The organism is Clavibacter sp. GW821-FHT01D01 (genome assembly GCF_059422605.1).
In genome coordinates, this window is the sequence record NZ_JBWKXC010000004.1 from 248,752 (window position 1) to 273,261 (window position 24,510).

Consider the following 24,510-nt stretch of genomic DNA (forward strand, 5'->3'; position numbering starts at 1 on the left):
CGCGGGCGGTCGTCAGCCGAGCGAGGCCACCCACTCGCTCGAGCCGTCGTCGAACGCCTGCTGCTTCCAGATGGGGACGCGCTGCTTGACCTCGTCGACGAGCAGGCCGCAGGCGGCGAACGCGTCGGCGCGGTGCGCGGAGGAGACGGCGCAGGTGAGCGCGACGTCGCCGATGCCGAGCCGGCCGATGCGGTGCTCCACGGCGATGCGCACGTCCGGGTAGCGGGCGGAGACGTCGAGGGCGACCTGCCGGATCGCCTGGCGCGCGGCGGGATGCGCGGAGTAGTCGAGCCAGAGCACGCCCCGGCCGTCGTCGTGGTCGCGCACGACGCCCTCGAAGGTCACGACGGCGCCGGCGTCGTCGGCGCGCACGGCGTCGGCGCAGTCCTCGACGCGGATCGCGCCGCCCGCGATGCGCGCGAACAGCACCCGGTCGGCGGTCACGCGCGCTCGCCCCGGTCGGCGGCGGCATCCGACGCGGGGTGGACCGAGCCGCGGATCTGCTCGAGGACGTGGTCGAGCACGCCGTCGAGGACGGCCAGCCCGTCGCGCACGCCGCCCGGCGAGCCCGGCAGGTTCATGACGAACGAGCCGCCTGCGACGCCCGCGTGCCCGCGCGTGAGCACGGCGGTGGGTGTGTGGGCCACGCCGACGCGGCGGACCTCCTCCACGATCCCGGGGATCTCGAGGTCCAGCAGCGGGGCGGTCGCCTCGGGCGTGCGGTCGGTGGGCGTGACGCCCGTGCCGCCCGTGGTGAGGACCACCCGCGCGCCGCCGGCGACGGCCTCGGCGAGCGCCGCCCCCACGCCGGGTCCGTCGGCCCGGACGACCGGTCCGTCGACCGCGAAGCCGCGCTCGGCCAGCCACGCCGCGATGACGGGTCCCGTGCGGTCCTCGTACTCGCCCGCGGCGGCGCGGGTGGAGGCGACGATGACGACGGCCCGACCGCGGGGATCCGCCCCGCTCATGCGCGCACCCAGTCCCCGGACTTGCCGCCCTGCTTCTCGCGCACCAGGACGTCGGTGATGACGGCCCGCGCGTCGACGGCCTTCACCATGTCGTAGAGGGTGAGCGCGGCGACCGAGGCCGCGGTCAGCGCCTCCATCTCGACGCCCGTGACGCCCGTCGTGCTCACCGACGCGACGACCGTGAGCCGGTCGTCCGCACCCGCGATGTCGATCTCGATGCGCCCGATCGGCAGCGGGTGGCAGAGCGGGATGAGGGACGAGGTCCGCTTCGCCGCCATGATCCCGGCGATGCGCGCCGTCCCGACGGCCTCGCCCTTGGGCAGGTCGCCGGAGATCACGGCCCGGACGACCTCGGGCCGCGTCACGAGCACGGCCTGCGCGACGGCGCGGCGCTTCGTGGTGGCCTTGCCGGTCACGTCGACCATGTGCGCGGACCCGTCCGGCCGCAGGTGGGTGAGGTCGGGCGCGACGTCCGCGCCTGCTCCGGGGTCAGTCATCGATGCTCCAGACGGTGACGGGGTCGCCGGCCTCGAGCCGGTCGACGTCCTCGGGGATGTGGACGAGGTGGGTGGCGGTCGCGTACGCGTGCAGCAGGTGGGATCCGGGGCCGCCGACCGGGACCGCCCGGCCGTCGGCGTCGACCCGGCCGCGCCGCACCTGGTGCTTGCCGGCGGGCGAGTCGAGGGCCTCGGCGAGCGGCAGCTCCTGCGCCGCGCGCTCGGGACGCGGGTGCCCGGCGAGGGCGCGCAGCACGGGGCGGAGGAAGAGCTCGAACGAGACGAGCGCGCTCACGGGGTTGCCGGGGAAGGCCACCACCGGGATGCGGGCGCCGCCGACGTCCGCGGTCCCGAGCCCCTGCGGCCCGCCCGGCTGCACGGCGACGGATCGGAACTCCACGCCGCCGCCCTCGAGCACGTCGCGCACCACCTCGTAGGCGCCCGCGCTCACGCCGCCCGTGGTGACGAGGAGGTCGACGCCGTCGGCGGCCGCGTCGAGCGCCTCGCGGACGCGGCCGGGCTCGTCGGACGCGATCCGCAGCGCGCGGACCTCCGCGCCGGCGGCCTGCAGCGCCGCGGCCAGCGCGACGGAGTTGGCGTCGTGCACCTGGCCGGGCGCGAGCTCCTCGCCGGGGCCGCGCAGCTCGAGGCCGGTGGAGAGCAGGAGGACGACGGGTCGGCGGCGCACGGCGACCCGGACCACGCCCGCCGACGCGAGGACGCCCCAGTGCGCGGGGAGGAGGCGCGTGCCCCGGGCGACCAGCGGGCGGCCCGCGGCCAGGTCGCTGCCGCGCTCGCGGACGTACGCGCCCGCGGCGACGGGAGCGGTGAAGGAGACCGTCGCGTCGACCGCGGCCTCGTCGACGAAGCGGTCCGGCGTCGCGGCCTCGACGGGCACGACCGCGTCGGCGCCGGGCGGCACGGGGGCCCCGGTCATGCAGGGCGCGGCCGTGCCGGGCGCGAGCGGCGGGGCGGCGCGGCCGGCGGGGATCCGCGCGGCGATGCGGAGGGCGACCGGGCGCGCGGGCGACGCGGTGAGGAGGTCCGCCGCGCGCACGGCGTAGCCGTCCATCTGCGAGTTGCGGAAGGGCGGGAGGTCGAGGGGGCTGGTGACGTCGTGGGCGAGCACGCGGTCGGCGTAGCGGTGCGGATCCCGCGTGAGCGCGCCCGCGTCGACGGGCAGCTCCTCGCCGGGCAGGTCCGCGAGCGGGGCGAGGAGGGCGCGCACGGCCGCGCGGTGCTCCTCGACGCGGCGTCGCGCGGGGGCGGCGGGGCGGTCGGGGGTCATGCCCCCATCATCCCCGAGACGCGGTGGCCATCCGCCGATCCCGCGCCCCCGTCCGTCCGGCGCCCGCCCTAGGGTCGGACCATGACCATCGCCGCCCGCGGGCAGACCCTCGTCGACCTCCACACCGCACCCGAGCTCCTCCGGGTGGTGAACGTGTGGGACGCGATCTCGGCCGCCGCCGTCGCCGCGCTCCCCGAGACCCGGGCCATCGCCACCGCGAGCCACTCCATCGCCGCGACGTTCGGCTACGAGGACGGCGAGCGGATCCCGCTCGACCTGCACCTCGACATGATCGGCCGCATCGTCGCCGCCGTGGAGCAGCCCGTCTCCGCCGACCTCGAGTCGGGCTACGGCGACGCCGGCGAGACCGTGCGCCGCGCCATCGGCGTCGGCGTCGTCGGCGCGAACCTGGAGGACGGCATGCGGCCGCTCGCCGACTCCGTGCGCGCCGTCGAGGCGGCCGTCGCCGCGGCCCAGGCGGAGGGCGTGCCCTTCGCCCTCAACGCCCGCACCGACGCGTACGTCCGGGGCGGCGACCGCGACCGGTCCGACGTCCTCGCCGACGCCGTCGAGCGCTCGCGCGCCTACCTCGCCGCGGGCGCCACGAGCGTGTTCGTGCCCGGCCCGCTCACGGAGGACGAGGTGCGCACGCTGGTCGACGCCGTCGGACCGCAGCGCCTCACCGTCATCGGGATCCCCGGGTCCCTCTCCCCCGCCCGGTTCGAGGAGCTCGGCGTCGCGCGCATCTCCTACGGCCCGTGGACGCAGCGCGTCGCGCTGACCGCGCTCCAGGACACCGCGACCGCCCTCTACGCGGGCGGCGCGCTGCCCGAGGCGACGCGTCCGCTCAACTGACCGGATCCCTCCCCGGAGCCCGGCGGAGCAGCAGGGCGGCGGACAGCACCAGCGCACCGCTCTGCAGCGACGCCGTCACGAGGTACGGCATGGCCACCGCCGCGGCGACGAGGGCGGCACCCGCCACCGCCAGGGCTCGGATCCGCGTCCGGCGACCGCGCGCCCGAGCGGCGACGACCTGCGCGACCGCGGCCCCCGCGAACAGGAGGAGCGGGAGGGCGGCCGCTCCCGGCCGCCGCGACGCGACCTCGGCGAGGCCGCCGGGGAGGCGGGACTCGCACACGACCCCCACGAGCACGGCCGTGACCGCCAGCGGCCGGATCGCGAGGGCCGACGCGTGCCGGGCCAGCGCGAGGGGAGGCACACGGCGGGCGCCGCGCGCCACCCGCGCGGTGGACGCCGCGGCGAGGGACGCCATGACCGCGGTGACCACCAGGCCCGGGAGCAGCATCGAGAGCCCGTCCACCTCGGATCCCGTGATCGAGGCCTGCATCCGCGCGGCGAGGGCGACGATCCCACCCGCCGTGACGACGCCCGCCAGGCCGAGGAGCACGAGGATGCCCGCCAGGCGCGCCACGGGAGCGGCCGGACCACGGGCACTCGCGGCATCGGCATCGGCATCCACGGCGCTCATGCCCCCAGTCCATCAGGCGCACCCGGCCCTCGCATCCGCCGCGGGTCGCGTCCGGCCCGCACCCACCGCGCCCCTGCTTGACTGGGCGACGACGACCCGAGGAGCCCCGTGACCGACACCAGCAGCACCGCCCCCGCACCCGCACCCCGCGCCGAGATCGGCGTCATCGGCGGATCCGGCCTGTACGCCCTGCTCGACCCCGCCACCAGCGCGTCGCACCGCATCGCGACGCCGTTCGGCCCGACGTCCAGCGAGGTGACCGTCGGCGAGCTCGCCGGCCGCCGGGTCGCGTTCCTCACGCGGCACGGCGCCGACCACTCGGTCGCGCCCCACCTCATCGACTACCGGGCGAACGTCTGGGCGCTGGCGTCGCTCGGCGTGACGGCCATCGTGTCCTCGTCCGCCGTGGGCGGCGTCTCGCCGGACTACCCGCCGGGATCGCTCGTGCTCACCGACCAGCTCCTCGACCGCACCTGGGGCCGCCCGGACACCTTCTTCGACGCCGGCGTCGTGCAGCACCTGTCCGCCGCCGACCCGTTCGACCCGGCCCTGCACGGCCCCGCGGCCGCGGCGCTCGTCGAGCTCGAGGGCGGCGACCGCGCCGATCCCGCGGGACCGCTGCGCACCTCGGGCACCGTCGTCGTCATCCAGGGGCCGCGGTTCTCCACGCGCGCCGAGTCGCTGTGGTTCCGCCAGGCGGGCGCCCACATCGTGAACATGACCCAGTACCCGGAGGTCGTCCTGGCCTCCGAGCTCAACATCGGCACCGTCAACCTGTCGTTCGTCACCGACGCCGACGCGGGCCTCGCGCCGTTGCCCGGGGAGCAGGGGGACGCGGTCACCGCCGAGCTGGTGTTCGCGCGCCTCCGGGAGGCGCAGCCGCGCATCGTGCGGGCGATCGAGGCGGTGGTCCGCGCGATCCCCGCCGACTACCGCGGACGCCCGCTCATCGACGCGGACGCGGTCGCCTCCGTGCTCGCGCGGCCCGTCACGGGCGCGACGGGCGACGCGGCGGCGCCGGCGACGGAGGCGCGCTCGTGAGCGACGGGATCCTCCTCGTCACGGGCGGGGCGGGCTTCATCGGCGGCACGATCGTCACCGCGGCCCTCGAGGAGGGTCGCCGGGTGCGCGTCCTCGACTCGCTCCGCGCCGACGTGCACGGCGGCGAGCCGGACGTGGATCCGCGCGTCGAGCTGGTGCGCGGCGACGTCACCGACGCGGACGCGGTCGCGCGCGCCCTCGACGGCGTCGACGTCGTGTGCCACCAGGCCGCCAAGGTCGGGCTCGGCGTCGACTTCCTCGACGCGCCCGACTACGTCGCCACCAACGACGGCGGCACCGCGGTGCTCCTGGCGGCGATGACCCGCGCGGGCATCGACCGGCTCGTGCTCGCGAGCTCCATGGTCGTCTACGGCGAGGGCGCCTACGCGGGCGCGGACGGGCCCGTGCGGCCGCCGGCCCGCCGCGTCGCCGACCTCGACGCCGGGCTGTTCGACCCGCTGGATCCCGCGACGGGCGAGCCGCTCGTCCCCGCGCTCATCGGCGAGGACGTGCCGCTCGACCCGCGCAACGTCTACGCCACCACGAAGCTCGCGCAGGAGAACCTCGCGAGCTCGTGGACGCGCGCCACGGGCGGCCGTGCCGCCGCGCTCCGGTACCACAACGTCTACGGACCGGGCATGCCGCAGAACACGCCCTACGCGGGCGTCGCCTCCCTGTTCCGCTCGGCCCTCGCCCGCGGCGAGGCGCCGCGCGTCTTCGAGGACGGCCGTCAGCGTCGCGACTTCGTGCACGTCCGCGACGTCGCCGGCGCGAACCTCGCGGCGCTCGCCTGGACCGCGGACCGCGAGGCCGGCTCCTTCCGCGCCTTCAACGTCGGCAGCGGCACGGTGCACACCATCGGCGAGATGGCCGAGGCGCTCGCGCGGGAGGCCGGCGGATCGGCGCCCGTCACCACCGGCGAGTACCGGCTCGGCGACGTGCGGCACATCACGGCGTCGTCGGAGCGGCTGCGCGCGGAGCTCGGCTGGGAGCCCCGGATGACCTTCGAAGAGGGCATGCGCGAGTTCGCCACGGCGCCGCTGCGCAGCGCGGTGGTCTGACGCCGCGCGGGACCGGGACCACGTCCGCGACCGCGTCCGGATCCGAGGCGGCCGGTGGTCCCGCGGTGCCGCGTCGGCCGGCATCCCGGCACCTGCGGGGGACGAGGCGCCCGGGGCACGCGGGCGACACTGGGTGCATGAACCCCGCGTCCTCCCGCCGTGCCGTCGTCCGCTCCGGGACCGTCCTCACGGCCGCGGCCCTGTCCCTCGCCCTCGCGGGCTGCTCGGACATCGCCGACGACATCGCCGACATCTACGCCATCACCTACGAGGTCAGCACCACGGAGGCCGCGGACGGCGGGCTCACGGACGTCGCGTACGCGGAGGCGTCGCGGCGGGGCCGGCCGTCCGTCGTCCAGGACGTCGGCCGCGCGTCGCTGGCGGCGGGCCGCGACGCCGGGGAGGGGCTGTGGTCGGCGGAGGCCTACGTCACCGCGGAGGACTGGGCGTTCGTGCAGGCCACCCCGGTGGACGGCGAGGCGCTGACCTGCCGGATCCTCATCGACGGGCGGCGGGAGATCGCGACCGCCACGGCGGCTCCCGGCCAGCCGGTGACGTGCCAGGTGCCGACGCCGCCCTTCGGCTGAACGCACGGGCACGCTGCGCCGCCCGCGGACGCCGCCGGGGCCGGACGACGACGCCCGGCCCCGGCTCCCGCGGTGACGCGATGCCGCGATGCCGCGATGCCGCGGCTCAGTACTTCGCGGACTGCCCGCCGTCGATCGGCAGGACGGCGGCGTTCACGTAGGCCGCGTCGTCGGAGAGCAGGAACGCGACCACGGACGCGATCTCCTCGGCCTCGCCGTAGCGCTTCGTCGGGTTGCCCTGGATGAACTGCTCGGCCGCGCCGCGCGGGTCCTCGGCGCTGAGCTGCTCCATCGACGCCTCGACCATGGGGGTCCAGATGGCGCCGGGCGCGATCGCGTTGATGCGGATGCCGAACTCGCCGTACTCGACGGCCGAGTTCCGGGTGAGCCCGACGACGCCGTGCTTGGCGGCCGCGTACCCGGACTGGTTGCCGACGCCGCGGATCCCGCCGACGCTGGCGGTGTTCACGACCATGCCGGAGCCCTGCGCGCGCATGACGGCGAGCACCTTCTCCAGTCCGAGGAACACGCCGCGCAGGTTGATGGCGACGACCTTGTCGAACTCGGCGGCCGTGAAGTCCTCGGTGAGGTTCTGGCGGCCCTCGATGCCGGCGTTGTTGAAGAAGCCGTCGATGCGGCCGAAGCGCTCGACGGTCTGCCGGACGTACGCGTCGACGTCGGACTCGTCCGAGACGTCGGCGATGACGGTGAGGACCTCGGCGTCGGTCGACGACGAGCGGACGGCCTCGACGGTGGCCTCGAGGCCCTTCTCCGAGATGTCGACGAGGGCGAGCCGGGCGCCCTCCGCGGCGAGGCGGACGGCGGCGGCGCGGCCGAGGCCGGAGCCCCCGCCGGTGATGAGGACGACCTTGTCGGTGAAGCGGGTGGTGGTCATGGGGTCTCCTGACGACGGGGGGCGACGGCTCGCGCCTCGTGGTGGAGCCACCGTCCATGCGATCGCATGGATATCCCTACCGTAGGTCGGTTTCCTGGACGCGGCCTCCGCGGACCGCGCGCAGCTGAGGCGCCCGCCGCTCCGACCGCCACCTCACGCCGACGAAGACGATCCCGGCGAGCACGATGTGCACGAGCACCAGCGCAATCGCGTCGGGCTCCACGAACGCGACGTCCCAGCCCGACGACGCCCAGCTCTGACCGCCCAGCAGGATGCGGGTCACCGTGAGCTGCGTCCAGTGGAACGCCATCGCGACGAGGAGCGCGCCCTCCATCGGGACCCGCCGCGCGGCGACGAGCGCGAGGCCGAACAGCGCGAGCTGGAGCACGTACGCGATCGCGTCGTTCCCGGCGGGCACCGGCGTGAAGGCGCCGGTGTCGGACCCCGCGATCGTGCGCACGATCCAGCGGCCGGACTCGATCACGACGCCGATCGCGGGGAAGAGGGCGGTGGTGAGGAGCGTGGCGACGACGAGCCCGGTGCCGTCGCGGAGGTTCGTCCACATGTACCCGCGGAGGGCGAGCTCCTCGGGGATCGCCTCGTAGAGCGCGAGGACGACGCCGTTGAGGAGGAGGAAGCCGGCGAACGCGGCGAGGTCGACGCCGTCGACGCGGATCCAGCCGAGGAGGCCGGCCGGGACCCAGACGACCGCGCCCGTCACCGCCCCCACCCCGACACCGAGCGCGATCGGCCGCCCGATCCGCCGCGAGAGGCCGAGGCTCGCGAGGCTCCGGCGGTCGAGCCGCCGCCGCAGGAGGACGACGGCGGGCACGACGAGCGCCGACATGAGCACGGCCTGCAGCACGGCCTTCGCGAGCCGGCCGGCGCCCGTCGCCTGCACCAGCGCGTCCGCGATCCCGATGGCGAGGCCGAGCCCCGCGCCGAGCGCGACCCAGGCGAGGAGCGCGACCGCGACGGCGCGGATCCACGGCTGCCGGTGGCGCGTCTGCGCCTCGAGGCGCGGATCGGGCGCGAGGGCGGCCGGGTCGTCGCGGTCGGCCGACGCCGTGCGGGCGGACGCGGAGGGGCGGGCGGATGCGGGCACGGGACTCGTCTCGTCGGCGGATCGTGGGCGGGCGTCCCCACCCATGCTGGCCGCGAGGCGCTCAGCGTGCGACCGCGACGGCGCCCCGGCCCGCTACTGGGGCGCGGGATCAGGCCGCGGACGCCCCCGCGGGCCCATCGGCCGAGGCCGCCGGCGCCGGCTCCCCCTCCGGCGCCAGCGCCGGCGCCGGCTCCGTGAAGTCGAGGACCAGCACCCCGTGCGGGTCCGGCGCCAGCAGCGGCCCGACGAAGTGCTTGAAGGCCGCGTGCGCGGCGTCGATGCGGGCGGGATCCCGGATCAGCGGCTCCCCGAGGTACAGGTTCCGGTCCCCCTCCGACGCGAATGTCAGCACGAACCCCAGCTCGAAGCCGCGGCCGACGCCCTCGGGGCTCGACTGCCGTCCCGCGTGCAGGGAGCGGATGTACGGGCCCGAGCCGTCCGGGTGCGGCGAGTCGGCGAGCGCCCGGAACCGGCGCTCCACCTCGTCGCGGTCCTCGGGCGCCGCGTCGTCGCGGAGGCGGAAGAGCACGATGTGGTGCACGAGGCCCGGCACGTGGTCTCGGGCGGTGAGCTGGGCGTCGGTGAGGGCGGGGGCGGTCGCGGGGCCGGGCTCGGGAGCGGTGGTCATGGTCGCGAGTCTGGTCCGTCGCACGCGCTGCCGCCCGCGCCCGGCTTGACTTCGAAAACCTTCACGCTGGTAAGGTTAGGCAATCCTTACGGATCGTCCCGGACGATCCGCCTGCCGTGCGAGGGCGGCACGGCCGCCTCGCCGACAGCACGGCGATGCGGCGCCGCCCTGCCCGCGACGCTCGGACCCGCCCGTCGGGTCGATCCGTCGCGCCCACGGCACCGGGCACCCCCACCGAAAGGCACGCATGTCCCGCACCGCACGCCTGGCCGCGACCTCCGCCGCCGCGCTCCTCGCCCTCGGCCTCGCCGGCTGCTCCACCCCGCCCGCGTCCGACGCCGGCACCGAGCCGTCCGCCGACTCCGGCTTCACGCCGATCACCATCGAGCACGCGCTCGGCACCACGACCATCGAGGCGCAGCCCGAGCGCGTCGCCACGGTGAACTGGGCGAACCACGAGGTGCCGCTGGCCCTCGGCGTGGTGCCCGTCGGGATGGCCGCCGCGAACTTCGGCGACGACGACGGCGACGGCGTGCTCCCCTGGGTCGAGGAGAAGCTGACCGAGCTCGGCGCGGAGACGCCCGTGCTGTTCGACGAGACCGACGGCATCGACTTCGAGGCCGTCGCGGACACGCAGCCCGACGTGATCCTCGCCGCCTACTCCGGCCTCACGCAGGAGGACTACGACACGCTCAGCGAGATCGCGCCCGTCGTCGCGTACCCCGAGACCGCCTGGGGCACGCCGTGGCGCGAGATGATCGAGGTGAACAGCCAGGCGATGGGCATGGCGGCGGAGGGCGAGCAGCTCGTCGCCGACCTGGAGGCCGAGATCGACGAGACCGTCTCCGGCTTCGAGGCCCTCACCGGCACCTCCGCCATGTTCCTCACGCACGTGGACGCCGCCGACCTCAGCGAGGTCAGCTTCTACACGACCCACGACACCCGCGCGATGTTCTTCGAGGACATCGGCCTCGAGACGCCGGCGAGCATCGCGGAGGCGTCGTCCTCGACCGAGAAGTACTCGCTCACCACGAGCGCGGAGCAGGCCGACGCCTTCCGCGACGTCGACGTGATCGTCACCTACGGCGACGAGGAGCTCGTCGCCACGCTCGAGGGCGACCCGCTGCTGTCCCAGATCCCCGCGGTCGCGAACGACGCGATCGTGCTGCTGCCGGGCACCACCCCGCTGGGGACCGCCGCGAACCCGACCCCGCTGTCGATCTCGTACGTCCTCGACGACTACCTCTCCCTCATCGCCGACGCCGCCGCCCGGGCGGCGTGACCCCCGGGACCACCGCGGCCGATCCGGCCGTCCGCGCCCCGGGCGTCGTCCTCCGACGACGCCCGGGGCGCCGGCGCGCGCTCGCGCTGATCGGGACCGCGCTCGTGCTGGCCGCGCTGATGCTCGCGTCCGTGGTGATCGGCTCCCGCGACATCGGCTGGTCCGACATCGTCGCCGCGCTCTCCGGCTCCGTGGAGGGCTTCGGGCCCGCCTCGGTCGCCACGCGCATCCCCCGCACCGTGCTCGCGGTGGCGGTGGGCGCCGCCCTGGGGCTCTCCGGCGCGGTCATGCAGGGCGTGACGCGGAACCCGCTGGCCGACCCCGGGATCCTCGGCGTCAACACGGGGGCGGCCCTCGCGGTCGTCACCGGCATCGCGTTCTTCGGCCTGAGCACCCCGACGGGCTTCATCTGGGTCGCGATCGGCGGCGCCGCCGTCACCGCGGTCTTCGTCTACACGGTCGGCTCCCTCGGACGGGACGGCGCGACGCCGCTGAAGCTCGCCCTCGCGGGCGCCGCCACCTCCGCCGCGCTCGCGTCGTTCGTGACCGCCGTCGTGCTGCCGCGCAACGACATCGCGGGCGGCGTGCGCTCGTGGCAGATCGGCGGGGTCGGCGGCGCGACGTTCGCGAGCATGCAGCAGGTCGTGCCGTTCCTCGTCGTCGGCGTCCTCGCGTGCCTCCTGTCCGCGCGCTCCCTGAACTCGCTCGCGCTCGGCGACGAGCTGGCCGCCGGCCTCGGGGAGCGGGTCGCGCTGGCGCGGGGCCTGGCCGCGGCGGGCGCCGTGGTCCTCTGCGGCGCGGCGACGGCGATCGCGGGCCCCATCGGGTTCGTCGGCCTCGTCGTGCCGCACGCCAGTCGCCTGCTGGTGGGCGTCGACCACCGCTGGCTGATCCCCTTCTCCGCGCTGCTCGGGGCCGCCCTCCTCACCGCCGCCGACGTGCTCGGACGCATCGTCGCGCGGCCCGCGGAGCTCGACGTCGGCATCATCACGGCGCTGGTCGGCGCGCCGTTCTTCATCCACATCGTCCGCCGGCAGAGGGTGCGGGCGCTGTGACCGCCGCCCTCGAGGACCGCGCCCGCGTGATCCGCACCGCCGACGCCGTCGCGCTCGGCCGCCGCCGCAGGTCGCTCCGCCGCCGGGTCGTGGTGGCGGTGCTCGCCGTGCTCATCGCCGCCGTCGCGCTCCTCTCCCTGATGGTGGGGAACACCTTCCACCCGCTCGACGACGTGGTCCGCGTCGCCCTCGGCCAGGACGTGCCGGGCGCGACCTTCACCGTCGGCCGGCTGCGGCTGCCCCGGACCGCCCTCGCCGTGCTCGTCGGCATGTGCTTCGGGCTCTCCGGCGTCGCGTTCCAGACCATGCTGCGGAACCCGCTCGCGAGCCCCGACATCATCGGGATCAGCTCCGGCGCGAGCGCGGCGGCGGCCTTCGCCATCGTGACGCTGTCGCTCGGGCGGACCGCCACCTCGGTGCTCGCGATCGTCGCGGGCCTCGCGGTCGCGCTCCTCGTCTACGCGCTCGCCTACCGCGGCGGCGTCGCCGGCACGCGGCTCATCCTCATCGGGATCGGCGTGGCGGCGATGCTCGACAGCGCCACCACGTACGTGCTCTCCACCGCCGCCGACGGCGACCTGCAGGCGGCCATGCGCTGGCTCACCGGCAGCCTCAACGGCGTCGGCTGGGGCGACGCGCTCCCCGTGCTGCTCGCGCTCGCGGTGCTCGGGCCCGTGCTGCTCAGCCGCTCCCGCGCCCTCGACGCGACGCGCCTCGGCGACGACACGGCCGCCGCCCTCGGCGTCGGCGTCGACCGCACGCGGCTCGTCGTGATCGTCGCCGCCGTGGGGCTCATCGCCTTCGCCACCGCCGCGACCGGCCCCATCGCGTTCGTCGCGTTCCTGTCCGGCCCCATCGCCGCGCGCATCGTCGGGCCGGGCGGGTCGCTGCTCGTGCCCTCGGCGCTCGTCGGGGCGCTCCTCGTCGTCGTGGGCGACGTCCTCGGGCAGCACGCCCTCGGGATCCGCCTGCCCGTGGGGGTCGTCACGGGGATCCTCGGGGCGCCCTACCTCGTGTACCTCATCGTCCGCAGCAACCGCCGAGGAGCCGCCCTGTGACCACCACCCACTCGCTGTCCGTCGAGGGGCTCGCCCTCGGCTACGGCGACCGCACCGTGATCCGGTCCCTCGACCTCGTCGTGCCGCCCGGCCGCGTCACCGCCATCGTGGGCGCCAACGCCTGCGGGAAGTCGACCCTCCTGCGGTCGATGTCCCGGCTCCTCGCGCCGCGGGAGGGGCGCGTGGTCCTCGACGGGCGCGACGTGCACCGCATCCCCGCGAAGGAGCTCGCCCGCACGCTCGGCCTCCTCCCGCAGTCGCCCGTCGCGCCCGAGGGCATCACGGTGTCCGACCTCGTCGGGCGCGGCCGCCACCCGCACCAGGGCCTCCTGTCGCGGTGGAGCCGGGAAGACGACCTGGCCGTCGCGGAGGCGCTGGAGGCGACCGACACCGCCGGGCTCGCCGACCGCGCCGTCGACGAGCTGTCGGGCGGGCAGCGGCAGCGCGTCTGGATCGCCATGGCCCTCGCCCAGCGCACCGACCTGCTGCTGCTCGACGAGCCGACCACGTTCCTCGACGTCAGCCACCAGGTGGAGGTCCTCGACCTGCTCACCGACCTCAACCGCGCGCGCGGCACGACGGTCGTGATGGTGCTGCACGACCTGAACCTCGCCGCCCGGTACGCCGACCAGCTCATCGCGCTGGCCGACGGGCGCCTGCACGCGGCCGGACCGCCCGCGGAGGTGCTCACGGAGGAGTGCGTGCGGGCCGTGTTCGGGCTGGAGAGCCGCGTGATCGTCGATCCCACCTCGGGTCGGCCGCTGATGCTCCCCCTCGGCCGCCACCACGTCCGAGATGCGGCGGGACCCCGGGACGGGGGCGCCGTCGCCCTCCCGCTCCGGCACGCCGCGACGTAGCCTGGGCGGACGACGGACCGCGACGAGGAGGCCGCATGCACGACGAGCCCGCCTCCTCCGCCGCGGCCCTCCGCCGCCGCCTGCGGGACGACCCGGCGGCCGGCCGCGCGCTCGAGGAGCTGCGGCGCGCGGCGTACGGGCGCGCCGGATCGGACGCGCCGCTCGTCGAGGTCCCGGCCGCGCTCCGCGACCGCACCGGCTCCCCGCAGCGCGAGCTGCCGGCGCCCCTCGTGGCGCTGCTGGCCGAGGAGGCGCGCCTGGGGGACGAGGGCGCCGCGCTGCTGGCGGCGGAGCGGGTGCTCGGGGAGGCGGTGGGCGGCGATCCGACGGGCGGCGATCCGACGGCCGGGGATCAGCCGGCCCGCGATCCGGTGACCGCTCCCCGGCGCCGCCGCGTGGCCCGCGGGCCGCTGGCCGCCCTGATCGCCGGGGCCGTCGTCCTCGCCGGCCTCGGCGCCGCGTCCGCGACGGGCCTGCTCGACGGCGTCCCCGCGGCCGGCCCGAGCCCCAGGGCCGCCGCCGCGGATCCGGCCCCGGACGCCGCGATGACGCCCCGCGGCCAGGCCATGGGCACGCTCGACGGCCGCCGCGGCGCCGCCGTCCCGGACTTCTCCGAGGACCCGCCCGTGCCCGTGCCCGCCACCGACGAGGAGCTCGCCGCCGAGCGGTCCCGCGCGGCCGACGAGCTGTGGGCGATGCTCGTCGCCCAGGAGCCGGACGCCGTGCGCCCCGTCGTCGGCTTCGAGCGCACGATCGCGCCGGGCCGGTTCGCGGAGGTGCAGGTCGGGTGCCTCCGGGAGGCGGGCGTCGACGCGTCCGTCATAGGCTCGGACAGCTTCACGTACCCGGACGGGGACCCGGCGGCCCTGTACGCCTGCGCCGTGCGCTTCCCGATGGCGGAGGCCGCGGGCGAGCCCCGGGACGACGCGGGGCTCGCCTACCTGCACGACTACTACGTCGCGTACCTGCTGCCCTGCTACGCCGCCGAGGGCACGCCGTACGAGGGCGAGGTGCCCGCGCGCGACGAGTTCATCGCGGCGACCCGCGCGGGCGACCCGTGGACGCCGTTCCCCGCGGCCATGGACGCCGCCCTGGCCGCCACCTGCCCCGCCGTCCCGGCGGCGTACCGGTGACGCGGTGAGCGGATCCGCCGCTCCCGCCGCCGACGCCCTCCGCCGGCGCCTGCGGGACGACCCCGAGGCCGCACGGGCCCTCGACGCGCTCCGCCGCGCGGCGTACGGGCGCGACGCGGCCGACGCCCCGGTCGTGCGTCTGCCCGTCGCCGTGCGGGTGACCCTGTCCATCGCCGCGGAGGCGCTGCCCGCCCCGCTGGTCGCGCTCATGACGGAGGAGGCCCGGCTCGTCGAGGAGGGCCGGGCGCTGCTCGCGCTCGACGCGGCGCGGGACGAGGACGACGACCACCACCCCGGCGGCAGCGGCTCCGGGTCCGACGCGGGATCCGCCGCCGCGCCGGGCCCGACGGCGGATCCCGACGGCACGGACAGCGAGGCGCGGGGCCGGACCCCCTGGCACCGCCGCCTCGTCCGACCCGGCCCGATCGCCGCCGCGCTCGCGGGCGCGCTCCTCGTGGCGGGGCTCGGCACCGCCTCCGCGTCCGGACTGCTCGCCGACGACGACGCCGGGCGCGCCGAGGAGCCGACCTCCACGCCCGCCCCGACGAGCACGCCGGATCCGCGCGTCGGCCGGCCCGTCCCGCGCTTCACCGCGGAGCCCCCGTCGCCGCTGCGCGAGGAGCTGACGGCGTCGGAGTCGGCGGCGGCGCTCCGCGCCGACGCGGACGCGCTCTGGGAGGGGGTGCGCACCGAGCGGCCCGACGCGGTGCGGCCCGACCTGCGGGTGGAGCGCGTGCTCGAGGGCGAGGACTGGGTCCGCCAGCAGGCCGCGTGCCTGAGCGAGTCGGGGGTGCGGGTCCAGGTCATCGGCACGGGCGCGGACACCCGGCTCGGCGTCCACTCGGCGGACGCCGCCGTCGAGTACGCCTGCGCGGTGCGCTTCCCGACCGCTCCCCGGGGACCGCTGACGACGGCGGCCCTGCAGTGGATCCACGCCTACGACGTCGACTTCCTCCTCCCCTGCTACGCGTCCGAGGGCACCCCGTACGAGGGCGAAGTGCCCGACCGCGCCGCCTTCGTCGCGCAGGCGCGCGCCGGGGGCTGGTGGCAGCCGACCGTGCCGACCGACGACGGCGTGCTCGAGTCCCGCTGCCCGGCCGCGCCGCCCGGACTGCGCTGATCGCCCGTCGCGCCTGCTGAGGACGCTTCTCAGCCCGGTTAGGGTGGTCGGGATGCGTCCGCCCCTCCGACCCCGGCCCCGCGCCACGGGTCCGCGATGACGGACCGCCTCGGCGGCACCGCGCCCGACGACGACGGCGCCTCGCCCTTCGACCGCCCCGCGCGGGCCCGGCGCGAGCGGGCGCGCGACCGGCGCCCTGCCCGGACCGGCCCGGCTCCCGCGGCCTCGGCTCCCGCCGTCCCGGCTCCCGCGACCACCAGCGGCGGCGGCGGCGGCACCAGCAGCGGCGGCACCGGCACCGGCACCGGCACCGCGACGCTCGACCGCGACGGCGCGCACGACCACGACGCGCACGCCCACGACGCCCTGAGCCCCGCCCGCCGCCCGGCCCCCGCGGGCCTCCGCACCGGCCTCGCGACGGGCCTCGGCCTCGTCCTCCTCCTCCTCGCCCTCCGCGCTGCCTCCCCCGCGCTCGGCGACGGCGTGCTGCCCGACCGGATCCAGGACCTCGTCACGCTGTCCGTGAGCGTCATCGTCGAGTCGCTGCCGTTCGTGATCCTCGGCATCGTGCTGTCGATCGTCGTGCAGGTGTGGGTGCCGCCCGGCGTGATCGAGCGGCGCCTGCCGCGCAACCCGTTCCTCCGCCGCGCGTGCATCTCGTTCCTCGGCATGGCACTGCCCGTCTGCGAGTGCGGCAACGTGCCGCTCGCCCGCGGGCTCGTGGTGCGCGGCTTCACGGTGCCGGAGTCGATCACGTTCCTGCTCGCGGCGCCGATCCTCAACCCGATCACCATCATCACGACGCACGCCGCGTTCGGCTTCGACGGCTGGATCCTCGTGGCCCGGCTCGTGGGCGGCTTCCTCATCGCGAACGTCGTCGGCTGGCTCTTCAGCCTGCACCCGCAGCCCGACCGCCTCCTCACCGACGAGTTCCGCGCCGAGTGCGCCCTGCCGGACCCGCATGCGCACGGCGGCGCGCGCGTGCGGAAGTCGATCGGCCTGTTCGGGCGCGAGGCGACGACGATCATGCCGGCGCTCGTCATCGGCTCCCTGCTGGCCGGCCTCATCCAGGTCGCCGTGCCGCGCGAGGTGCTCGTGACCCTCGGCGGCAGCCCGATCCTCTCCGTGCTCGCGCTCATGGTCCTCGCCTTCGTCGTCTCCGTCTGCTCCAACGTCGACGCGTTCTTCGTGCTCTCGTTCGGGTCCGTGTTCCTCCCCGGCGGCATCGTCGCCTTCCTGGTGTTCGGGCCGGTCATCGACGTGAAGATGCTCGCGCTCATGCGCACCACCTACTCGACCCGCACGCTCGTGATGATCACCTCGGTCGTCGCGCTGATCAGCCTCGCGCTGGGATGGGGTGTCAATGCGATCGCCTGACGACCGGATGCCCGACGACCTGCCCGCCGCCGACCGCGCCGACGACGACGACCGGGCCGCCGCGTCGGGTCCGCGCGGGCCGCGCCGTGCGCGCCGCCGCCGCGCCGCCGGGGGCCGGGCCTCCTCCACGGTCGGCCTCGTGCTCCTCGCCGCCTGCATCGTCTCGACGCTGTGGCTCACGGTCACCGGGCAGCTCGGCCTCTACATCCACCCGCGCTACTTCGCCTTCACGGGGATCATGGCCGTCATCGGCCTCGTCGCGACCGTCGCCGGGTTCGCCCTGCGGCCCGCGGAGGCCGCGGAGGAGCACGACCACGACCACGGATCCGGCGCCCTGGGCGACGCGGCAGCCGCGTCCTCGGCCGCATCCGACCCCGCGTCCGCCGCCGCACGCCGCCGCCGCGCGTCCCTGCGGTCCCGCGCCTCCCGCCTCGCCGTCGCCGGCGTCGTCACGGTCACGGTCGTCGCCGTCCTCGTCCTGCCGCCCCGCACGCTCACGACGAGCACGGTCACGCAGCGCGCCCTCAACTCCAGCACCGTCGCCTCCGACGCGGCGCCCGACGAGGAGCTCCTCGGCACGAGCGACTTCTCGACCCTGGGCGTGAAGGACTGGTCGCAGCTGCTCGCGCAGACCACCGACCCGACCTTCTTCACGTCGAAGTCCGTGGACATCACGGGCTTCGTGAGCGCCGACCCCGACGACCCGGACGACGTCTTCTACGTGACCCGCTTCGTCGTCACCTGCTGCGCGGTCGACGCGCAGCCCGTCGGCGTGCCCGTCTACCAGCCCGGCTGGGCGTCGACGCTCGAGACCGACGAGTGGGTCACGGTCACCGGCCCGTTCGCCTCGAACCCGAGCGCGCGCAGCCGGCAGCCGCTCGCCGTCATGCCCGCGACCGTCGAGCAGGTCGAGCAGCCCGCCGACCCCTACGTCTACTGAGCCGCCCGTGACCGACGCCGCCGCCTCCCCGCGCGCCTTCCGCCGGGCGTTCACCGCCGTGGTCGTCGTGCTCGTCCTCGTCTGCGGCGGGCTGCTCGCGGCCGCCGGCAGCCAGGGGCCGCGGCTGGTGCGCACCGACGTCGATCCGCTCGCCGTCGTGCAGCAGTCCCGGCAGCGGCTCGTGCTCGCGGCGAACCGCCCGCTCCAGCCCGTCGACGCGTCGCGCGTGCGGCTGGAGCCCGGCGCCGAGTTCACGGTCGACACGCAGGCCGACCGCATCGTCATCGACTTCGCGCGACCGCTCGCCTACGACGCCGACTACACGGTCGCCGTCGACGGCGTGCAGGGCATCGGCGGCGGTCCGGCGGCCGACCTCCGCACCTCGTTCCGCACGGGCGACCCCGGCATGCACGTGCTCGTCCGCGGCGGCGAGCAGCAGGCGGACCGCATCGTCCGGCAGCGGGTGGCGGGCACCGGATCCGGCGCGAGCGACGTCGTGTTCGAGGCGACGAGGATCCAGGAGTACGCCGTCGTCGGGCAGTCCCTCGTCGTCGCGACGCTCGAGGACGACGGCACGAACGGCCTCGTCATCGCCGCGCTCGACGGCTCCGGCCAGGTCCCGCTGCCGCTGCCCGACCGCGGGACGCTGCAGGACCTCCACGCCGAGGACACGGGCACCACCGTCGGCTTCCGCTTCACGAGCGCCGACGGCGGGCGCTTCGACGACACGCTCATGGTCGACGACGTGGCGGCCGGCGCCGCCCCCGAGCCCGTGCTCGGTCTCGACGGGCGGGCGGTCTCCGCGCAGGCCTGGGGCTTCGTCCCCGGGCGGCCCCAGCTGGTGGCGCACGGGCAGGACGGCGACCTCTACCTCATCACCGTCGACGGGTCGGCGCCGATCGTGCCGCTCGGGCGGCACGGCACGCTCGGGCCGTTCTCGGCGGACGGCACGCGCCTCGCGGTCACGGATCCGGGCACGACGACCGAGATCGACCTGCGCACCGCCCAGCAGACGACGCTCCCCACCGAGACGGGCGGCCAGGACCTGCAGTACGACGGGGCCATCTCGTTCGTGCCCGGCGACGACGGCGCGGTGCTGCGCGTGCGCACGGCGCTGGATCCCGCCACGGGCGCGGCCACGCAGCGGCTGGTGGTCGTCCGCGACGGCTCGGCGAGCGACGTCTACGTGCCCGCGGACCCGGCGACCCGGATCACGGGGCTCACGGTCACCCCCAACGGCCGCTTCGCCCTGCTCGAGACGGTGCCGGACCCGGCCCGCGGGGCCAGCGACGAGTACCCGCGGAACCACCGCGACACGAGCGTCACCACACTGCTCGTCGAGCTGTCCACGGGCACGGTGACCCGCAGCGTCGCCGGCTTCGAGGTCACGATCGGCTGAGCGGGGTCCCGCCGTCCCGTCCCGCCCGGGGACCCGCGGCCTGCGCGAGGAGCGACGCCGCGGCGACGAGGACGAGCACCAGCACCATCGCGCCGCGGAGCCCGAAGTGCTCGCCCAGGAAGCCGAGCACGGGAGGGCCGACGAGGAAGGCGACGTAGCCGACCGTCGCGACCGCGGCGACGGACGACGTGGGGTCGTCGCCGTCGGCGGCCGCGGAGAGCGTCACGGGGAAGCCGAGGGCGGCACCCAGCCCCCACAGCACGACCGCGCATCCGGCCGCGACGGGGCTGTCGACGAACACGACGACGGCGATGCCGGCCGCCGAGACGAGCGCGCTCACCCGGAGCACGGCCGCGTTGCCGAAGCGCGCGAGGAGCGGCGCGCCGACGAACCGGCCGACGGTCATGGCGGCCGCGAACGCCGTGAACACGACCGTGCCGACGGTCGGCGACGCGCCGTGTCCGTCGACCATCAGGAGCGGCAGCCAGTCCATCGCGGAGCCCTCCGCCAGGGCGAGGGCCAGCACGATGGCGCCCAGCATCAGCACGCGCCGCTCCCGCATGGCCTGCAGCAGCGACCGGCGCGGGGATCCCGCCGCCTCCGCGGACGCGTCCCGGTCGACGCGTCCCGTGGCGGGCGACACTGACCGGACGACGGTGACGAGCAGGACGCCGCCGAGCGCCGCGACGGCGAGGAGCTGCCCGACGACGGGGAAGTCGACCGCGGTGAGGCCGATCCCCACCACCGACCCCAGCACCGTGCCCAGGCTGAAGCACCCGTGCATCGCGGGGAGCACCGAGCGTCCGAGCGCCGTCTCGATGGCCGCGCCCTCGAGGTTCAGCGCGATCTCCGAGAAGCCGATGCCCAGCCCGGTCAGGGCGAGCCCGACGAACACGCCGGGGGTGGAGGAGAGGCTCGCGGAGATCCCGACGAGCGCGATGCCCGCCGTGAAGGACGCCCCGCCGAGCGCGACCGTGAGGCGCACGCCGTGCCGGCGCACGAAGGCGGCCGACGTCAGCACCCCGGTCATCGACCCGACGGAGAGGCCGAGCAGCACGAGGCCCATCTCGGCCGTGGACGCCGCCAGGAGGTCCCGGACGGCGGGCGTCCGGACCACCCACGAGGACATGCCGATGCCGAACACGAGCATGAACGCGTACACCGCCCGCCGGCGCCCGAGGAGCGCCGCGGCGTCCCGGCGGGCGTCCGTCGTCGCGTCCCCCGCCGTCGCGTCCGTCGTCGTCCCGTCCTGCATGCCCGCCCCGATCCGTCCGTGCCGACCTCGAGTCAACCAGGTCGGCCCGGCGCCCTCACGCCGGGGAGGCGGTGCGGCGCACGGCGACGACCGTCACGTCGTCGGGCAGCGTGCCCGCCGGCGCGAGGCCCGTGATGCCCGCGACCGCTCCGGCGGCGCTGGGCCCGGCCGCCGTCGCGGCGTCCGCCGCGCGGTCGAGTGCCGCCACGGTCCCGTCGAAGAGGTCGAGCACGCCGTCGCTGCAGACGAGCAGCAGGTCGCCGGGGCCGAGGTGGACGGTGCTCGTCACCCACTCCTGCTCGCCCAGCGCGCCGAGGGGCAGGTTGCGCGACGGGATCTGCTCGCGCGAGCCGTCCGCCCGGCAGATGAGCCCGAGGCCGTGCCCGGCGTCCACGATCGCGACGTCGCCGCTCGCCGCGTCGAGCCGCAGGTGCAGCAGGGTGACGAAGGCGCCGTTCGCGTCGAGGTCCGGTTCGACGGCCCGGTCGACGACGGCGAGCGTGCGGCCGGGGTCGAGGGTCGGGAGGGCGGTGCGGAGCGACGCGCGCACGGTCGCCGCGATGACCGCGGCGCCGACGCCCTTCCCCATCACGTCGGCGAGGGTCACGACGATGCCGTCCGGGGTGCGGTGCCAGTCGAAGAAGTCGCCGCTGACCTCCCCGCTCGGCACGCACTCGCCCGCGACCTCGTAGCCCGGCACGTCGGGCACGGACTGCGGCAGGAGCCGCCGCTGGACGCCGCCGCCCTCGATCAGCTCCTGCCGTGTACGGGCGGCGGAGGCGGCGAGCATCCGCGCGACCTGCTCTCCGCTGAGCGACGCCATGCTGAACGACACCACGACGAGGAGCACCAGGGTGATGAGCGTCGTCGACGGGGTGCCGAACCACGTCGTGAAGGCGGGGCTGCGCGGCCCGGTCGCGAGGAAGACGGCGAACCGGGCGGCGTAGTACGCGGCCAGCGCCCCCGAGGAGAGCAGGAGCGGCCAGCGCGTGCGGGACAGCCCGGCCTCGAGGAGGGCGAGCTCGCGCGTCGACAGGCCGATGAGGGTGCTCATCAGCCCGAGGTACAGCGGCCCCGCGGACCAGTCGTTCGTCGCGGGCGTGTCCGCGCAGGAGACGACGACCACGACGACCGCCGGGGCGACCACGAGCCACCACGGCGTCGGGCGCCCGCGCAGGGACCGGCTCCCCATCCAGACGGCGGCGGCCCCGGCGACGTTGAGCCCGTTGCCGAGCGGGTTCGCCCAGACCTGGTCGACGGTGCCGTCACGGAGGTAGAGCAGCGATCCGGCCATGAACAGCGCGAGGGCGCTGCACCACCAGAAGCTGAAGGCCGAGCGGGTGCTGCGGAACGTGACCAGCGCGAAGAGCAGGAACAGCGTGAGGGTGGCGACGCCGAAGGCGACGCGGAGCGTCAGCGAGTCGAGCACGGTGCGGTCGCCTCCCATCCGTCGGGATCTCGGGGAGGTCCGTCCGGGGTGCGGCGGTCGCGTCGACCGTGGTCGACCGCGCTCCGCCGGCGGCGATGCCGACGGCCCCCCGGGCGTCGGCAGTGCGTCTGGTGCCCAGGCTACCGATCCGCGGGGCGTCCGAGGGGCCCGCGCGGCGCCGATCGGGCCCGGACGCGCCGACGGCCCCAGCTCCCGGAGGGAGACGAGGCCGTCGATGCGTTCCGCTGTGATCGCAGGTGGTGCGTTCCCGGCGTGTGCCGGGTGGGTGCTACTTGGTGTTGACGGTGATCTTCGCGATGCCGACGACGAGCTCGTCGGTGACGGCGTCGGTGCCGAAGGTGGTGTTCAGCAGTGCGGCGGCGTCGGGGCTGACCTTGACGGTGGTGCCCTCGAGGACGGCGTTGTCGCCCTCCATCTGGAGCGGGTTCAGGGTCGTGCCGTCGAGGTTGAAGATGTAGACGTCGTTCATGACCTCGCCGTCGCCGACCTGGACCGAGCCGGTGAGGCGGCTGGTGCCGGGGTCGATGACGAAGTCGGTGAGCTTCACGATGGTGTCGCCGGCGGTGAGGCTGATGCCGGATCCGTCGTGGTCGATCTCGCCCTGGACGTAGGGGCGGTAGTCCATCTCGGGGTCGTAGTAGTCCACGTTGCCGCCGGTGATGGGGAACGCGAGGGTGCCGGTGGCGCCGTCGAGGGTGGCGGTGCCGATGACGCCGGGGGTCAGGCCCAGGGTCGTGAGGGCGCCGGTGAAGCCGGAGTCGAGGGTGACCTGGGTGTCGACGCCGGTCAGGGTCGGGATCGACGCGAGCGGCGTGGGGTCGGCCTCGGTCGTCGCGGACGCGGACGGCGCGGCGGAGCTGGAGGACGAGGGGGTCTCGGCGGGCGTCGAGCAGGCCGCAAGGCCGACGACGAGGAAGCCCGCGGTGGCGAGGCCGAAGACCGACTTGGTGAGGTTGCGCATGACATTTCCTTCGCTGTGTGGACGGGATCCGTGCCCGGTACCCCCGGGCGACACAGGGACTTCGGCGCCGGAGGAGAACGGGTTGGGGCCGGTCCTCCTTTCCCAGGGGAAGGCCAGGTTCGGGGGCCCGCAGCCCGGGGATCCGGGCATCCGCCTCCGCGCAGTCGAGATCGAGGTGTTGACATCCGATAGTCGTCGATATATCGTTGCTACATCGCGACAGAACGTCCCGATCCCCGACATCACCTCCCCGGAAGGAGCGCCCATGCGCACCCACGACCACGACCACGACCACCTGCCGTCCCGCCCCCGGGACGGCGTCCCCGCCGACCGCCACGAGCCCCGCCTGCAGCACCACCGCGGCGGACGCCCGCGCATCATGCCGGGGCACCCGCTCGCCCGCGGCTTCCAGCCCGGCGAGGGCGGCGGCTTCCCGGGCTTCCCCGGGTTCCCCGGCTTCCCGGGCATGGGCGGCTTCGGCGGCCCCGGCTTCGGCCCGGGCCGCGGACGCGGCGGACGGGGACGCGCCCGCCGCGGCGACGTCCGCCTCGCGATCCTCTCCCTGCTCGCCGAGGCGCCGTCCAACGGCTACGGGCTCATCACCGGCATCGCCGCGAAGAGCGAGGGCGCCTGGCGCCCCAGCCCCGGCTCCGTGTACCCGACGCTCCAGCAGCTCGTCGACGAGGACCTCATCGTCGCCGACGAGTCCGGCGCGAAGAGCGTCTACTCCCTCACGGACGCGGGCCGTGCCCACGTCGAGGAGAACCGGGCGTCGATCGACGCCGCCTGGGCCGCCACGACCGACAGGTCCGAGGGCGAGGACGCGTTCCAGACGAGCCTCATGAAGCTCATGGGCGTCGTGAAGCCCCTCATGCACGACGCGACCGACGCCCAGCGCCAGGCCGCGGCGGCGAAGCTCGACGAGACGCGGCGCGCGCTGTACGCGATCCTCGCCGACTGATCCCGGTCGCGGCGCGCACCGGCGCCGCGACGACACGACGACGGCCCCCGCTCCTGCGGGGGCCTGTCTCTTCTACCCATCTGACGCTGCCGACGACCTTGCC

Annotated in this window: 25 protein-coding genes; 14 read left to right on the forward strand and 11 right to left on the reverse strand. The window is 76.0% G+C overall.

Annotated elements, in window-relative coordinates; genetic code table 11:
* Window positions 1-12 precede the first annotated feature (12 nt).
* From AC07VC_RS08170 to AC07VC_RS08185, 4 genes are read right to left on the reverse strand one after another with little or no spacing between them, the layout of a single operon-like run.
* Window positions 13-444 carry a molybdenum cofactor biosynthesis protein MoaE gene (locus AC07VC_RS08170; protein WP_317231143.1) on the reverse strand — a complete coding sequence of 144 codons (432 nt, stop codon included), beginning with the start codon at window positions 442-444 and terminating at the stop codon, window positions 13-15.
* Window positions 441-968, reverse strand: a complete 528-nt coding sequence (locus AC07VC_RS08175) for a MogA/MoaB family molybdenum cofactor biosynthesis protein (protein WP_494676319.1) — start codon at window positions 966-968, stop codon at window positions 441-443. The genes AC07VC_RS08170 and AC07VC_RS08175 overlap by 4 nt, the downstream gene beginning before the upstream one ends.
* Complete coding sequence (gene moaC, locus AC07VC_RS08180; RefSeq protein WP_494676320.1) at window positions 965-1,465, reverse strand: cyclic pyranopterin monophosphate synthase MoaC; 501 nt, start codon at window positions 1,463-1,465, stop codon at window positions 965-967. The genes AC07VC_RS08175 and moaC overlap by 4 nt, the downstream gene beginning before the upstream one ends.
* Complete coding sequence (locus tag AC07VC_RS08185; RefSeq protein WP_494676321.1) at window positions 1,458-2,753, reverse strand: molybdopterin molybdotransferase MoeA; 1,296 nt, start codon at window positions 2,751-2,753, stop codon at window positions 1,458-1,460. The genes moaC and AC07VC_RS08185 overlap by 8 nt, the downstream gene beginning before the upstream one ends.
* Window positions 2,754-2,834: 81 nt before the next feature.
* Between AC07VC_RS08185 and AC07VC_RS08190 the strand changes: the two genes are divergently transcribed.
* Entirely contained in the window at window positions 2,835-3,608 is a 774-nt protein-coding gene (locus AC07VC_RS08190) for an isocitrate lyase/PEP mutase family protein (RefSeq protein ID WP_494676322.1), read from the forward strand.
* On the opposite strand, the gene AC07VC_RS08195 is transcribed toward AC07VC_RS08190, so the two are convergent.
* A complete protein-coding gene (locus AC07VC_RS08195) occupies window positions 3,601-4,242 on the reverse strand; it encodes a hypothetical protein (protein WP_494676323.1) in 642 nt (213 codons plus the stop codon). The genes AC07VC_RS08190 and AC07VC_RS08195 overlap by 8 nt on opposite strands.
* A 108-nt stretch (window positions 4,243-4,350) precedes the next feature.
* Here AC07VC_RS08195 and AC07VC_RS08200 point away from each other — a divergent pair, with 108 nt between their 5' ends.
* The 3 genes from AC07VC_RS08200 (at window position 4,351) to AC07VC_RS08210 (ending at window position 6,931) form a co-directional block, all read left to right on the forward strand.
* Window positions 4,351-5,283 carry an MTAP family purine nucleoside phosphorylase gene (locus AC07VC_RS08200; protein WP_317230928.1) on the forward strand — a complete coding sequence of 311 codons (933 nt, stop codon included), beginning with the start codon at window positions 4,351-4,353 and terminating at the stop codon, window positions 5,281-5,283.
* Entirely contained in the window at window positions 5,280-6,344 is a 1,065-nt protein-coding gene (locus AC07VC_RS08205) for an NAD-dependent epimerase/dehydratase family protein (RefSeq protein ID WP_494676324.1), read from the forward strand. Before AC07VC_RS08200 ends, AC07VC_RS08205 begins: the two co-directional genes overlap by 4 nt.
* Window positions 6,345-6,481: 137 nt before the next feature.
* A complete protein-coding gene (locus AC07VC_RS08210; protein ID WP_494676325.1) occupies window positions 6,482-6,931 on the forward strand; it encodes a hypothetical protein in 450 nt (149 codons plus the stop codon).
* Window positions 6,932-7,037: 106 nt separating this feature from the next.
* Here AC07VC_RS08210 and AC07VC_RS08215 read toward each other — a convergent pair whose 3' ends face one another.
* The 3 genes from AC07VC_RS08215 to AC07VC_RS08225 form a co-directional block, all read right to left on the reverse strand.
* Entirely contained in the window at window positions 7,038-7,826 is a 789-nt protein-coding gene (locus tag AC07VC_RS08215; RefSeq protein ID WP_494676326.1) for a glucose 1-dehydrogenase, read from the reverse strand.
* A gap of 76 nt (window positions 7,827-7,902) precedes the next feature.
* Window positions 7,903-8,931, reverse strand: a complete 1,029-nt coding sequence (locus AC07VC_RS08220) for a CPBP family glutamic-type intramembrane protease (RefSeq protein ID WP_494676327.1) — start codon at window positions 8,929-8,931, stop codon at window positions 7,903-7,905.
* A gap of 109 nt (window positions 8,932-9,040) precedes the next feature.
* Window positions 9,041-9,559: a Dabb family protein gene (locus tag AC07VC_RS08225; RefSeq protein WP_494676328.1), complete on the reverse strand. Its 519-nt coding sequence runs from the start codon at window positions 9,557-9,559 to the stop codon at window positions 9,041-9,043.
* 247 nt (window positions 9,560-9,806) lie between these two features.
* Here AC07VC_RS08225 and AC07VC_RS08230 point away from each other — a divergent pair, with 247 nt between their 5' ends.
* From AC07VC_RS08230 to AC07VC_RS08270, 9 genes are all read left to right on the forward strand, one after another.
* The gene (locus AC07VC_RS08230; RefSeq protein ID WP_494676329.1) at window positions 9,807-10,841 is read left to right on the forward strand and encodes an iron-siderophore ABC transporter substrate-binding protein; all 1,035 of its coding nucleotides are present in this window, start codon (window positions 9,807-9,809) and stop codon (window positions 10,839-10,841) included.
* On the forward strand, window positions 10,838-11,896 hold the full coding sequence (locus tag AC07VC_RS08235; RefSeq protein WP_317230785.1) for a FecCD family ABC transporter permease: 1,059 nt from the start codon (window positions 10,838-10,840) through the stop codon (window positions 11,894-11,896). Before AC07VC_RS08230 ends, AC07VC_RS08235 begins: the two co-directional genes overlap by 4 nt.
* Window positions 11,893-12,954: a FecCD family ABC transporter permease gene (locus AC07VC_RS08240; RefSeq protein WP_494676330.1), complete on the forward strand. Its 1,062-nt coding sequence runs from the start codon at window positions 11,893-11,895 to the stop codon at window positions 12,952-12,954. Before AC07VC_RS08235 ends, AC07VC_RS08240 begins: the two co-directional genes overlap by 4 nt.
* Window positions 12,951-13,811 (forward strand): ABC transporter ATP-binding protein, encoded by an 861-nt coding sequence (locus AC07VC_RS08245; RefSeq protein ID WP_317230783.1) that lies wholly within the window; start codon window positions 12,951-12,953, stop codon window positions 13,809-13,811. The genes AC07VC_RS08240 and AC07VC_RS08245 overlap by 4 nt, the downstream gene beginning before the upstream one ends.
* 35 nt (window positions 13,812-13,846) lie before the next feature.
* Window positions 13,847-14,944 (forward strand): serine/threonine-protein kinase, encoded by a 1,098-nt coding sequence (locus AC07VC_RS08250; RefSeq protein ID WP_494676331.1) that lies wholly within the window; start codon window positions 13,847-13,849, stop codon window positions 14,942-14,944.
* A gap of 4 nt (window positions 14,945-14,948) precedes the next feature.
* Window positions 14,949-16,064, forward strand: coding sequence for a hypothetical protein (locus tag AC07VC_RS08255; RefSeq protein ID WP_494676332.1), 1,116 nt, complete (start codon window positions 14,949-14,951; stop codon window positions 16,062-16,064).
* A gap of 366 nt (window positions 16,065-16,430) precedes the next feature.
* Window positions 16,431-17,441, forward strand: coding sequence for a permease (locus AC07VC_RS08260; RefSeq protein ID WP_317230616.1), 1,011 nt, complete (start codon window positions 16,431-16,433; stop codon window positions 17,439-17,441).
* 7 nt (window positions 17,442-17,448) lie between these two features.
* Complete coding sequence (locus tag AC07VC_RS08265) at window positions 17,449-18,381, forward strand: TIGR03943 family putative permease subunit (protein WP_494676333.1); 933 nt, start codon at window positions 17,449-17,451, stop codon at window positions 18,379-18,381.
* 7 nt (window positions 18,382-18,388) lie between these two features.
* Window positions 18,389-19,780: a hypothetical protein gene (locus AC07VC_RS08270; RefSeq protein ID WP_494676334.1), complete on the forward strand. Its 1,392-nt coding sequence runs from the start codon at window positions 18,389-18,391 to the stop codon at window positions 19,778-19,780.
* Here the strand turns inward: AC07VC_RS08270 and AC07VC_RS08275 are convergent.
* The 3 genes from AC07VC_RS08275 to AC07VC_RS08285 form a co-directional block, all read right to left on the reverse strand.
* Entirely contained in the window at window positions 19,767-21,035 is a 1,269-nt protein-coding gene (locus tag AC07VC_RS08275; RefSeq protein ID WP_494676335.1) for an MFS transporter, read from the reverse strand. The two genes, AC07VC_RS08270 and AC07VC_RS08275, sit on opposite strands and share 14 nt — an antisense overlap.
* A gap of 55 nt (window positions 21,036-21,090) precedes the next feature.
* Window positions 21,091-22,482 (reverse strand): PP2C family protein-serine/threonine phosphatase, encoded by a 1,392-nt coding sequence (locus AC07VC_RS08280; RefSeq protein WP_494676336.1) that lies wholly within the window; start codon window positions 22,480-22,482, stop codon window positions 21,091-21,093.
* Window positions 22,483-22,753: 271 nt separating this feature from the next.
* Window positions 22,754-23,446, reverse strand: coding sequence for a hypothetical protein (locus tag AC07VC_RS08285; RefSeq protein WP_494676337.1), 693 nt, complete (start codon window positions 23,444-23,446; stop codon window positions 22,754-22,756).
* Between the two features lie 265 nt (window positions 23,447-23,711).
* On the opposite strand from AC07VC_RS08285, the gene AC07VC_RS08290 reads away from it, so the two are divergent.
* A complete protein-coding gene (locus tag AC07VC_RS08290; protein ID WP_317231134.1) occupies window positions 23,712-24,407 on the forward strand; it encodes a PadR family transcriptional regulator in 696 nt (231 codons plus the stop codon).
* The last annotated feature ends 103 nt before the right edge of the window (window positions 24,408-24,510 follow it).